Below are 13,386 nucleotides of genomic sequence, written 5' to 3' on the forward strand. Positions count from 1 at the left end.
CATATCTCAAGGATGCTCTGTCTATTAATTTCCTACAGTAAATTTACCCGAACGTTGTAGGAAGAAGATTTGACATCCTGTGTCGGAACATTCATAATAAAATACAGGATAAAAGTAAGGGAAAGCGAAAGGAGAAAGCAGCATGGAATTTGAAAAGTTTGAGGAAGTATATCAGGTACTGGAAGCGCAGAAGGAAAAGGACGAGACTGCCGCAGAACTGTATGCAGATGTAAAGGAGTTTGCCTACAAGTATGCAACGATGCGGTATCGGTTCAGTGAAATGAGCAGAGAAGAGAAAGCCGAGAACGACAGCTACCGCACCAGCCAGCACAACCGGTTCATGGACAGCGTCCGTATCTATTTCCGTTATCTACAGAACAACGGGGTGAATGTGCCGGACATCAGCAAGCTGGAAGCGGATCGAAAGATTTTCGGTAATTTTGCCTGCTACTATATTTTCCGCATTGAGTGTGAACAGGCATAGAGAAAAGCCTGTTCCCCCAAAACCCGCCCATCCTCTTGACAAAACCGAAAAAGTGTGCTAATTTCTGAGTAGGTTGAGACATCAAGTTACTTGTGTCTCTTTTTTTGCCTGATAATTCAGGAAAAGAAGAGATCAGGTTCAGATGTATGTTTCAACTTTGGGAAAGTGCAAAAAGAAATTTAAACATACATCTGGGTTTGTTTTAGAAACAAGTCGGATGTATGTTTTTTTATGAAATCAGACGGCGGCGTGGACTATCAGAAAAAACGGATGCAAAGGAGAAAAACGGATGAGCGGCAACACGCAAAAAGAAGGAATCTACAGAACAGCGATGCGGATTTGCAGAATGTGGGGAGTGGCAGAAACTTTGGATAGCGGGATACCGCCTTATGAAACTCCAATAGCTACACAGTCTGCGGAGAATGAAAAGCTGGTTCTGCAATGGGCAGAGGAATATGTACAGCTACGTGAGAATGGCGAAGAACTCTGGAGATTCTTTGAAAAGAAGATAAAGAATCTACGCAAGCCAGAGCAGAACTAGCAGCATTATCATTTCTACAGGGAAATTATCATTTTCTTATCCTATATCTTCTATTAAATAGGATTCCCTGCCTTGCATTGCTGCCCGTAGGGTCGCATCTTCCGAAAGCATAGTAAAACCTGCTTTGCACCGCTGTAAGCGGCTTTGGGTTTGACAATGCATATGTATATAATGACCGTTTGGTTATTACATGGTGGTATTGCGATGACAGAACAACCATTGAACTGGATACGCTAACGGAGATCACAGAACTCCAGGACAAAAAGTCTAACAGAAAGTGTTCGACATTGACACAGATAACTCCATAGAAAAAGTGCCGTAAATATGGCACTTTTTATTTTTCGTGTGTGCGCCTAGCGGCGCACGTTTCTAACGGGTTAAAGTCCCGAATCCGCCCGGTAGTGGGAAGGATATAGCCGAAGGCAAGGGTGTCCATCGTGAGGTGGAATCTGAAGGAAGCTGGATGTGAGGAAAATACTAACTCATGGGCAAATCTCTGGTCTGACGGACAGAAATCTTATATGAGGTTATGCATGAGGGTAAGGTTGCACGCCAAATCGAAGCCCAATAACTACACGGAATCATGCATGATAAATGAGGCAGATGGATGGAGAGGAAGAAACGTGTGGTACCTAGGGAGGTCTGTGCGGTACGCTTTGAAAGAGGTAACCATTGCATAAAGCAATGCTGAACGCACAGAAGTCAGCAGAGGTCATAGTAGCCAAACGGAACAAGATCCGTTCGAGGTGAAGGACCGAATCAATAGGAGTCTTAAGTATGACCCGGAAAGGAGGAATGGGCAGATGGATGCAGAAAACAAGGAAAGCTGCTTGCAGAGAGACAGCGCGGAACGTAAAGGGTATGTAAGAGCGCATCGCTCATTCAACCGGATATGGAAAGAAAGAGACAGTGCAGAGCCAGACATTTTAGGTAAGATACTGAGTAAGGACAATCTGAACAGAGCTTACAAAAGAGTGAAGGCAAACAAGGGAGCGCCGGGAGTAGATGGAATGACTATCGAAGAGGCGTTTCCGTGGTTGAAGGAACATAGCCATGAACTGACAGAGAGGATACGGAAAGGGCACTATACCCCGTCCCCGGTCAGAAGAGTGGAAATCCCGAAGCCGGACGGCGGAGTACGAAAGCTTGGTATTCCCACCGTCACAGACCGCATTATCCAGCAGGCGATATCACAACAGCTGATACCGATTTATGAGCCGAAGTTCGCAGAAGGAAGTTTCGGATACCGACCGGAACGGAGTGCAAAAGATGCAGTTCAGAGGATAAAGGAGTATGCAGAACAGGGATATACAAGGGCGGTCGTCCTTGACCTGTCCAAGTATTTCGATACGCTGAACCATGAATTCCTTGTAAATATCCTGCGCAGAGATGTAAAGGATGAAAGAGTGATTCAGATGATAAAGAGGTATCTGAAAAGCGGAGTGATGGAAAACGGTGTAGTGGTCAAGACGGAAGAAGGTTCGCCGCAGGGAGGAAATCTCTCCCCGCTGTTAGCCAATGTCTATCTTAATGAGTTTGACCAGGAATTCAACAAAAGAGGGGTACCGTGCATCCGCTATGCAGATGATATCGTACTGTTAGCGAAGAGTGAACGGGCATCTGAGAGGTTGTTGGAGAGCAGTACGAAATATCTGGAAGGGACGCTGAAACTGAAGGTGAACCGGGAGAAAAGCCGTACGGTCAGTGTGTTTGCAATACGAAATTTTAAATACCTTGGTTTTTGTTATGGGAAGAACGGAAAAGGAATCTATATCCGTGTGCATGAAAAGTCATGGAAGAAAGCCAAGGAAAACCTGCGCAGGCTCACTTCCCGGAGCAGATGCAGAAGTATAGTGAAAGCCATGAAGCGAGTAGAAATCTATATGAGGGGATGGCTGAACTACTATAGTATAGCAGACATGAAAAGAAACATCGAAGACCTGAATGGATGGCTGTACCGAAGGATACGGATGTGTATCTGGAAGCAGTGGAAACTACCCAGAACGAGAATGAGAAAACTAATCGGACTGGGAGTAGCCAGTCATTATGCGGCAACAATCGCCAATGACCGCAAAGGATACTGGTTTAATGCCGGGAACAAAGCGGTAAACTGGGCGTTGAATAAAGAAAGACTGATAAGCTGGGGCTACTATGATTTAGCGACAGCGTACCAGTCCATGCACGTCAACTATTGAAACCGCCGTGTACCGAACGGTACGCACGGTGGTGTGAGAGGACGGCGGTTAATCACCGCCTCCTACTCGATTGCATTTCATGTTGCCTCAACCAAATATCCGGAACGATCTTCAGGGAAGGCTATCTCTTTTGACTGTAATATACCCAAATCTGCTGAAAAAGTCAACAAAACTCAGTATAAGTGGTATAATTTCCAAAGAGTTTTACAAGGGAGGAATTGACAAGCTATGAAAATGAAACACAACAGATCTCAGAAACGTTTGATAACACAATTGTCATTATGGCTGGTACTGCTATTGACATTTACCGGCTGTGCGGAAAGCACCATCACGCCGCAGGATAATACCTATACGATAGAGCAGCCGGCGACGATCCCCTACGAATTGCTGGAAGCATCGGAGACTGCAGCATCGGAACCCGAATCCGGACAGTCACAGGAAAACGCTTCGGATACACAAGAATCGCAGCAGGTTACATCTGCAACAGACGTTCCGACAGGAGAGGGCACGTCAGCATTTTCCCTCCGGGAGATTCCGGCATACTCCGGCACGCCTTATACAGAGGTCAATGGCAACAAACCTTATTTCACAGAGGTAGATCTGACCACACAGTCCTTCGAGACATACAGCGAGCTGGACAGCCTGGGGCGCTGTGGCGTGGCATATGCCAACGTAGGACAGGACCTGATGCCGACAGAACCGAGAGGGGAGATCGGAGCCGTGAAGCCTACCGGATGGCATCTGGTGAAATACGATAACGTGGACGGAAAATACCTATACAATCGCTGCCACCTGATTGCCTACATGCTTGCGGCGGAAAACGCCAATCCGCAGAACCTGATCACAGGAACCAGATATCTCAACGTGCAGGGAATGCTCCCTTTTGAGACGAAAGTCTGCGATTATGTCAAAAATACAGGGAATCATGTCCTGTACCGTGTCACTCCCATATTTGACGGGGATAACCTGCTGGCAGACGGTGTCCTCATGGAAGCCTATTCTGTGGAAGATGCCGGGGAGGGTATCTGCTTCTGTGTATTTGCCTACAATGTGCAGCCGGGGATCGGTATTGACTATGCCACCGGAGATAACTGGGCGGAGAGCAACGCGGCATCCCAGGAAGCGGCAGCACCCATTGTGATAGAAACACCGACACAACAACCCCAGACAGACACTACGGTGCAGATCACACCGGAACCGTCAGTGCCACAGGAATCACAGGAAACTACCTATGTGCTGAATACCAACACCATGAAATTCCACTATCCGTCCTGCTCCAGCGTGGATCAGATGAAGGAGAAAAACAAAGAGATATATACCGGCAACAGAGAAGATATCATCAATATGGGATATATGCCCTGTAAGCGGTGTAATCCTTAATCGGCAAGTGAATTAGATATAGCAGAAAAGGACCTTCGAGATACTGATAACAGCCTCGAAGCTCCTTATTATTTGCTTAGTAAAGATAAGAATATGGTTTGCTGCGATAGATATTAACTTTCCCGGATCGGACTAACCAGGGTTGCTGTACAGTAGTACTCTTTTTGGGTCTTTATGTTATCGCAATGGCATATTTGCGTCAACAGTTTTCGTATACTTGCAAACATTCTGCAAATGCTATAGACTAAGACTAGTTTCTATATCTATTTGAATCAGAATAAAGGAGTATATGTTATGTGTACAGCGGCAACTTATAGATCACAGGATTTTTATTTCGGCAGAACTTTTGATTATGAATTTAACTATGGGGAAGAGGTAACGATAACACCACGCAATTATCCTTTTCCGCTACGGCATCAGAATGCCCTGACGGAGCATTATGCCATGATCGGCATTGCTCATATGGCAGGGGATTATCCTTTGTACTATGATGCAGTGAATGAGAAAGGACTCGGCATGGCGGGACTGAATTTCCCGGGAAATGCAGTATACAGCAAAGTGCAGACAGGTAAGGACAACATCGCCCAGTTTGAGTTCATCCCCTGGATTCTGGGGCAGTGTGCCAATGTGCAGGAAGCCAGAGTATTGTTATCCCATATCAATCTGGTGGATACGCCCTTTAATGAAAAATATCCGGTTTCTCCACTGCACTGGATTCTGGCAGACAAGGAAGAGGCCATTACGATCGAGTCTGTGCAGGAGGGACTGAATATCTATGACAACCCGGTGGGAGTATTGACGAACAATCCCCCGTTTCCAATCCAGATGTTTCGTTTGAACGATTATATGTCCCTGTCCTCCGAATCACCGACAAACCGTTTTTCCGCAGATCTGAAGCTGAAGCCGTACAGCAGAGGCATGGGAGCCATGGGACTGCCCGGGGATCTGTCTTCTGCATCCCGTTTTGTACGGGTGGCATTCACGAAGATGAATTCCCTGTCCGGATTGTCTGAGTCGGAGAGCGTCAGCCAGTTTTTCCATATTCTGGGGAGCGTGGATCAGACCAGAGGATGCTGTCAGCTGGACAAAGGGGAGTATGAGATCACTATCTACACTTCCTGCTGCAATGCAGACAGAGGAATTTACTATTATACGACCTATGAAAATCATCAGATTACTGCAGTAGATATGTACCGGGAGAATCTGGACAGTGATTGTCCTGTCCATTACCCGCTGGTACAGGGAGAACATATTTTATTGCAGAATGCTGCAGCAGGAAGCGCGGAGGAAAACCAGTAATGGATGTACAGAAAGAACAGGAACAGCAAAACCGGACGGATCATGTAGTGTCCGGATTTGCATTCTATTCAGAGAAAGATGCCAGACTGGCAGAGCAGGAGAGACAGAAGATTGCTTATCTGGATAAGCGGATTGATCGGACAAATCTGGAGTCCGTACTGGTTATTTATAAAAAAGCATTGGATGACAGGGTGTTCCGCACTCCGGTAGGTTTGGAATACCTCAGGGAATTGCAGGGAGAACTGAAAGCAGAGCAGGATCTGTTGGGAGAAGAGATTCCACCTATCCCTCTGTGGACGAACTTTGCGGACACCAGGGAAAAAACGTCTCCTGCCAGAAGAAGAATCAAACCGGCACCGGAAGAAAATAAAAATACGACGTTCCGGCTGTCTCTTATTATGAATATTGTGATGGTCATTGCAATTATTGCAATGTTTATCATCACGCTGAATTCCGATCAGCCCAATGTCCTGAATTATGAAAGAAATCTGCAGAACAAATATGCCACCTGGGAGCAGGAACTGACCCAGAGGGAGCAGACGGTACGGGAAAAGGAAAGAGAATTACATATAGAGACCGAAGTTTCACAAAATTGACATATTTACACGCTATAGTGTAAGTATTCAGGAAAGCCTCGAAGAGGCGATTTTGCGAATGGGGCTGAATAGTTACTATCTCAAGATAGGAGGGTGAGGGTGTATGGACAGACTGAAAGTACTGGTAGTAGATGATGAGAGCAGAATGCGTAAGCTGGTCCGGGATTTCCTGGTAAAGAGCAATTTTGATGTGCTGCAAGCCGGTGACGGTGAGGAGGCACTGGATATTTTTTATAAAGAAAAAGATATTGCACTGATCATTCTGGATGTGATGATGCCGAAGATGGACGGCTGGCAGGTGTGCCGGGAGATCCGGGTGAACTCCAAAGTACCGATCATCATGCTGACAGCCCGCGGAGATGAGAGAGACGAACTGCAGGGATTTCAGCTGGGAGTGGACGAGTATATTTCCAAGCCCTTCAGTCCCAAGATTCTGGTGGCCCGAGTGGAAGCAATCCTGCGCAGAACAAATCAGCTGGGACAGGAAGAGGCTCTGACCTGCGGCGGCATTACCGTGGATAAGGCGGCACACCGCGTGATCATTGATGGAAAAGATGTGGATCTAAGTTACAAGGAATTTGAACTCCTGACCTATTTTATGGAAAATAAAGGCATTGCCTTGTCCAGAGAAAAGATCCTGAACAATGTGTGGAACTATGATTATTTTGGGGATGCCCGTACCATAGACACACATGTGAAAAAACTGCGCAGCAAACTGGGCGAGGAAGGCAATCTCATAAAGACCATATGGGGCATGGGGTACAAGATGGATGAAACAGCGGAATAAACAACAAAAGAGAAAAGTACATTCTATCAGGGGACAGTTTGCCTGGATCTTTATCGGCCTGATGATCGGTACGATCCTGCTGTGCCTGATGATCAACTATTTATTTCTGGGAAAAGTCTATATGCAGAGCAAACTGGATGTTATTCATGATGCTTACGGAACCATCAAGCAGGCAGCGGAGAGCGACAGCTATGACACGGAAGAATTTGCCAGAGAACTGGATGATGTGTGCAGAAGCTACAACATGACGGTATGCGTTATGGATGTGAATTCCAATATGAAATATGTGTCCATCAACGGCGGTGAGAGACTGGAAAACCGCCTGATCGGTTATGTATTTGGACTCAGCATACCTTTCAATGACCAGAGGGTGATCGAGAACGGCGATGACTATGTGATCCAGAGAACCGGACAGGAGGACAAGGAATATCTGGAAATCTACGGAAGACTGAATACCGGCATTTCTTTTATTATGCAGACACCTCTTTCCAGTATTCAGGAGAGTGCAAAGATCGCCAACCGCTTCTATGCCCTTGCAGGATGTCTGGGAGCAATGGTGGGTGGTATTATTATCTGGTTCGTCTCCCGAAGTGTGACCAAGCCGATCCTGGAACTGAATAATATTTCGGAACGGATGGTACAGCTGGATTTTGAGGCAAAATATCAGGGGAAGGCACATAATGAGATCGATCTGTTGGGAGAGAATATCAATAAGTTGTCCGATTCCCTGGAGAAAACCATTTCGGAACTGAAGACAGCGAACAATGAATTGCAACGGGATGTGGAGAAAAAAGAAGCCATTGACGAAATGCGCAAGGAATTTCTGGCCAATGTATCCCACGAACTCAAGACCCCCATTGCGCTGATTCAGGGTTATGCGGAAGGGCTGCAGGAGGAGATCAATGACGATCCCGAGAGCAGGCAGTTCTATTGTGATGTCATCGTGGACGAAGCGGCGAAGATGAACAACATGGTGAAAAAGCTTCTGACCCTGAACCAGCTGGAATTTGGTAATGATGTGGTGGCCATGGAGCGGTTCGACCTTACGGCGCTGGTGAAAAATTATATCCAGTCAGCGGCAATTCTGACAAAACAGCATGAGATCACTGTGCGGATGGAAGAGTATCCGCCGATCTATGCATGGGCGGATGAATTTAAAATAGAAGAAGTGTTCATGAACTTTTTCTCCAATGCGGTCAATCATTGTGAAGATGATAAGATCATCGAAGTGAAAATGGAACAAAAGGACGGCAAAGTACGGGTATCTGTATTCAATACAGGCAAACCAATCCCGGAGGACTCTATCCACCATATCTGGGAGAAGTTCTACAAGGTGGATAAGGCCAGAACCAGAGAATACGGAGGCAGCGGTGTGGGATTGTCTATCGTGAAGGCCATCATGGAATCCATGAACCAGCAATTCGGTGTGAACAATTACAACAACGGCGTGGAATTCTGGTTTGAGTTAGAGACAAAATAGTAAATATAAAGGATATATTTTTATATGAGGGAAGAACAGATACAGGAGGCACCGGTAAAGGTACTGTTAGTCGGTGTGGATGTCGGTGAAGAACCGGATTTTGAGCGTTCCATGGAGGAACTGGCAAGTCTGGCGGAAGCTGCGGAAAAAGAAGTGGCCGGTCAGATTGTACAACGGCTGGATCATGTCAATAAAGCGTTATATATCGGCACCGGAAAAGTGACAGAGGTGCGCAGGCTGGCAGAAGAATGCGGGGCACAGGAGATTGTGTTTGATAATTCTCTGACACCTTCGCAGGTAAGAAATCTGGGAAATGAACTGGAACTGCCGATCATCGACCGGACGAATCTGATCCTGGATATATTTGCCATCCGGGCCCAGACAAGAGAGGCAAAATTACAAGTGGAGACAGCCAGACTGCAATATATGTTGCCGAGACTGGTAGGAATGTATGATGCACTGAGCAGACAGGGCGGTGCCAGTGGCAGCATGAGTAATAAAGGCACCGGTGAGAAAAAGCTGGAACTGGACAGGCGTAAGATCGAGCATCGTATCACAGAACTGAAAAAGGAACTGGAAGATGTGGGACGTACCAGAGAGGTGCAGCGGAAAAAGAGGCAGCAGTCCCGTATCCCGCAGGTGGCTCTGGTAGGATATACCAATGCGGGAAAGTCTACAATTCTGAACCGTATGGTAGAGCAGTTCGGCGAATTGCCGGATAAAACGGTCATGGAAAAGGATATGCTGTTTGCTACACTGGAGACCAGTGTCCGCAGTGTGGATACCGGACATAATAAGCCCTTTTTCCTGACGGATACGGTTGGATTTATCAACAAGCTGCCCCACGGACTGGTAAAAGCCTTCCGCTCTACACTGGAAGAGGTGAAGTATGCGGATCTGCTGATCCAGGTGGTGGATTTCAGCGATGAAAATTACAGACAGCAGATGCAGGTAACTGCTGATACCTTAAAAGAACTGGGAGCAGGTGACATTCCGCAGATCATAGTGTATAATAAGGTAGACAAATGTGGGATGGAACCACTGCCGCAAAAGAGACAGGACAACTGGTATCTGGCGGCAGGACAGAATATCGGTATCCGTGAACTGGCAGAGGCTGTTGAACAGAAAGTCTATGCGGATAATGCAGAGTGCGTATTTCTGATCCCGTACAGTGCAGGAAATGTGGCTTCCTATCTGATGGAACAGGCGCAGATACTTTCCAGAGAGTATAGGGAGGACGGTATTCTGATCCATGCGGACTGCCATAGACAGGATATGGACAGATACAGAGAGTATATAGTGTTATAAGATCACAGAAATTACAATGAGGGAAGGATAAAAGATGGAGACCAATACACAACAGGAACGAGCAAAGAGACTGGAACAACAGGCAAGAGAATACCTGATGCAGTCCAATGATCCGATATTTACCAGGTATTTACAGCAATTACTTCCAAGAATACAGAGACAGCCGGAATATGTAGAACAGCTACAGGCAGAACTGGATAAAAGCGTGGAATTCTGGTACCAGAGACAGCAGATTAATGCAAACAGAGGCGGAGAAACCGGAGCGGAGTCATCTGTGCCGCAGCAGAGTGTACCACAGGAGGCAGCCGCCGGAGAACAGCAGACAGCCGGGCAATCACAGACACAGCCAGTGGGGCAGTTTACCATGCAACAGGTGCAGGCACCGGTGACGCAGGCTCCGGCACAGAAGAAGCAGAATGCGGAATATCTGGTCGCAACCATTGCATTGTCGGTGGTTGGCGGAATCTTTATTCTGACCGCACTGGTATTGCTTGGTATGTATTTTATGAACGGCTGGATCAAAGGTATTTCTTTATATGCAGTTTCCCTGGGAGTGGTATTGATCGCAGAATTACTGATCCACAGAAAGCTTCCGAAACTGGCCCGGATCTTTTCGGCTATCGGCATAGCGGCGTTATATCTGTCGACCATGATCAATACGATTTCCCTACATAATTTCGGTATGCTTCCTGCAGCGGCGATCATTGCAGTGATCACAGTGGGCACGGTTTTACTGAGCAGAAAAAGGGATTCCCTGATACACAGAATGCTGGGAATCGCAGCATGCTGGCTTTGTGCGTATCCGCTTTTCGGTTCTTCATTGCTTTCGGAGCCGGAAGGCCTGCTGGTGCTGGCATTGATTCTGTTACTGAGTGTACTGAGCATCTGTGTGCCGGTAAGAAGATATCATACGGCTTCGCAGTTGATACAACTTGTCAGCACTACGATCCTTTTCCCGGTAACGGTATCCTGTGTGATCAGTACACAGGGAATGCCGGTCTGGGTGACAGCAGCTGCATTTGGAACCTTTTTCCTGATCGCACATCTGATCCTGGTAGTGCAGAGCAATTACATACTAAAAGAAAAACAGGCGGGCCATGCAGTGAATGAAAACGGCTTGCTGGCAATCTATATAGCATTTCTTCTGGTAGCCGGAATTACAACCGGTACGGCGATGAACAATTATTGGGGAAGAGCGGAGAACGACGCGTATATCGGAATCATCGCCCTGACGGGAATGGCGTTTGTAGTCGCGGTTCTTGCGGGAATTGCCATACGTGGAACGTGGAAAAAATGGCTGCCCTGTTACTTTTTCAGTTTTGTTGCGGTATGTGCCTTTTCTGTAATAGAAAGTAACTGGCCGATACTCATATGCCTGACAGCGTTGCTTTTACTGACGAAGATACTGACCCGTTTTGCGGAAGGCGGACTGAGGGCACTGGATGTGATCGTTACATCACTGTACTGTATTGAACTTCTGGCAAACGGAAAGGAAATACCGTATGCATACCTGCTCCTTGCGGGAACCATCCTCAGTATGTTCCTGGTCTATGGATGGACAACGATACAGGAGCTCCTGCTTACTTTTTCCCTGGCATTTTTTGCAGCGGCCAATTTGATGCCGATGCTAAAGCTGCCGGCTTTTGCGGGGATCCTGTTTGTAAGTATATTGCTGTTTAATAATGTGAAATATATGCGCGGGAAAAACATCCTGGTATTTAATGTATCTGTAATGGTGGGGCAGATCGGAGCGTTGATCGCTCTGGCAAATCCGGTGTACCGGAACTCTTATCTTACTTATCTGTGCATGTTTGTGTTTGTACTGGCTTATCTGGTACTGACATTGCAGGAGAGATACTATAAGAAGTTTAAACACAGAGAACTGATCATTGTGATCTTTCTGACCTATATGGCACTGATCGTTAAGACCAATGTTCCCGTGATCAATAGTGTTCTGATTATGCTGATTGCGCTGGTAAGTGTAACACTGGGCTTTTTGAAAAAAGATAAGCCGGTAAGAATATATGGACTAGTGCTTTCTTTGTGCACTTGTGGTAAAATAGCATTATATGATTACTGGGGAGCACCGGTATTGCAGAAAACGGTCCTTTTCTTTGCAGTGGGTGTGATCGCACTGGCGATTGCCGGGATTTATATCGTACTTGAGAAAAATACAGGAAACAATGGAAAAACAGACAGGGAAGGATAGAAGAATGACAGAAAACAAAAAGAGGATTGTATGCGGAGCGTTATTGTGTGTAATGGCGCTTGGCATGACAGCCTGCGGAAATGAAATTCCGGATCTGACAGAAGCGGAATCACAAAGAGTCGGAGAATATGCGGCGGTAACGCTCTTAAAATATGATGCGAATCACCGGAGCCGTCTCGTGGACCCGGAAATCGTCATTGCAAAACTGGAAAAAGACGCGGCCAAGGAAACCGGAAGACAGGAGAATGCACAGACGGAAGAGAAGCCTGCGGAATCGACTGCTTCAGAAGCCAAGGCACCTACCGCACAGGAGGATATTACCACCAGTCTGGAGGATTTCTTCGGACTTGCGGAGGGAGTGACCTTGACATACAGAGATTACCAGATAGCAGACTCTTATCCGGAGGACGGATCTGCAGAGGATTATTTTGCGTTGGATGCATCCACCGGGAAAAAGCTTCTGATATTGAACTTTGAACTGACCAACGGAACAGACCAGGAGGAAAATGTTGATTTTCTGAGTACCGCATCCAGATACATCATTACTGTAAATGACGGCACACGTGGAAATGCATTGACCACAATGCTGCCCAATGACATGTCTACGTATGTGGAAACCATGGCTCCCGGTGAGACACAGGGATTGGTCCTGCTACTGGAAGTAAATGAAGATATGGCAAATGGGATACAAAACATTTCTCTTCGTCTCAAAAATACATCAAATGAATATACAATTCAACTTTTATAGGCATATATACTGTAAATTATGAGAAAAAGAGAAAAGACAATAAGATCCAAAATGACAAAAAAGCCCATGATTATGGGCTTTTTTACTGCTTTTGCAAAATTGTTTGAAAAATATGCAAAATAATGTTGACAAGTGGGGTACAGGGTGATATACTCAGATTCGTTGTTGAGGCAGCGCCGAGACAACACAACAGCTAGAAAGAAACTTGAAAAGATTTAAAAAAAGTTGTTGACAAAGTCTGACAGATATGTTAACATAAATATCTGTCACGGAAAACAAAGTTTTCCAAGACGAAAAAAAGATTTCAAAAAAGTTGTTGACAAACGAAAGCGGTTATGATAAGATATCAGAGTTGCCGC

General features: G+C 46.2%; 11 protein-coding genes. All 11 read left to right on the top strand.

What is annotated here, in order from left to right:
- The first annotated feature begins 142 nt into the window (after positions 1-142).
- The 11 genes from DWZ61_RS18765 (at position 143) to DWZ61_RS18820 (ending at position 13,027) form a co-directional block, all read left to right on the top strand.
- The gene (locus DWZ61_RS18765; RefSeq protein ID WP_022313296.1) at positions 143-484 is read left to right on the top strand and encodes a hypothetical protein; all 342 of its coding nucleotides are present in this window, start codon (positions 143-145) and stop codon (positions 482-484) included.
- 289 nt (positions 485-773) lie between these two features.
- Positions 774-1,025: a hypothetical protein gene (locus DWZ61_RS18770; RefSeq protein WP_118540042.1), complete on the top strand. Its 252-nt coding sequence runs from the start codon at positions 774-776 to the stop codon at positions 1,023-1,025.
- Positions 1,026-1,828: 803 nt separating this feature from the next.
- Entirely contained in the window at positions 1,829-3,220 is a 1,392-nt protein-coding gene (gene ltrA / locus DWZ61_RS18780) for a group II intron reverse transcriptase/maturase (RefSeq protein WP_118540044.1), read from the top strand.
- Positions 3,221-3,448: 228 nt separating this feature from the next.
- Positions 3,449-4,600 carry a DNA/RNA non-specific endonuclease gene (locus DWZ61_RS18785; protein ID WP_347475466.1) on the top strand — a complete coding sequence of 384 codons (1,152 nt, stop codon included), beginning with the start codon at positions 3,449-3,451 and terminating at the stop codon, positions 4,598-4,600.
- Positions 4,601-4,894: 294 nt separating this feature from the next.
- Complete coding sequence (bsh, locus tag DWZ61_RS18790; RefSeq protein ID WP_118540045.1) at positions 4,895-5,899, top strand: choloylglycine hydrolase; 1,005 nt, start codon at positions 4,895-4,897, stop codon at positions 5,897-5,899.
- Complete coding sequence (locus tag DWZ61_RS18795) at positions 5,899-6,495, top strand: hypothetical protein (RefSeq protein WP_022312780.1); 597 nt, start codon at positions 5,899-5,901, stop codon at positions 6,493-6,495. The genes bsh and DWZ61_RS18795 overlap by 1 nt, the downstream gene beginning before the upstream one ends.
- A 103-nt stretch (positions 6,496-6,598) precedes the next feature.
- Entirely contained in the window at positions 6,599-7,282 is a 684-nt protein-coding gene (locus DWZ61_RS18800) for a response regulator transcription factor (protein WP_118540046.1), read from the top strand.
- Positions 7,266-8,762: a HAMP domain-containing sensor histidine kinase gene (locus tag DWZ61_RS18805; protein WP_118540047.1), complete on the top strand. Its 1,497-nt coding sequence runs from the start codon at positions 7,266-7,268 to the stop codon at positions 8,760-8,762. Before DWZ61_RS18800 ends, DWZ61_RS18805 begins: the two co-directional genes overlap by 17 nt.
- 24 nt (positions 8,763-8,786) lie before the next feature.
- On the top strand, positions 8,787-10,070 hold the full coding sequence (hflX, locus tag DWZ61_RS18810; RefSeq protein ID WP_118540048.1) for a GTPase HflX: 1,284 nt from the start codon (positions 8,787-8,789) through the stop codon (positions 10,068-10,070).
- 34 nt (positions 10,071-10,104) lie between these two features.
- Positions 10,105-12,279: a hypothetical protein gene (locus DWZ61_RS18815; protein ID WP_118540049.1), complete on the top strand. Its 2,175-nt coding sequence runs from the start codon at positions 10,105-10,107 to the stop codon at positions 12,277-12,279.
- Positions 12,280-12,283: 4 nt separating this feature from the next.
- Positions 12,284-13,027: a hypothetical protein gene (locus tag DWZ61_RS18820; protein ID WP_147354740.1), complete on the top strand. Its 744-nt coding sequence runs from the start codon at positions 12,284-12,286 to the stop codon at positions 13,025-13,027.
- Positions 13,028-13,386 lie beyond the last annotated feature (359 nt).

This window comes from Clostridium sp. AF34-10BH (assembly GCF_003478095.1).
GTDB lineage: Bacteria > Bacillota > Clostridia > Lachnospirales > Lachnospiraceae > Acetatifactor > Acetatifactor acetigignens.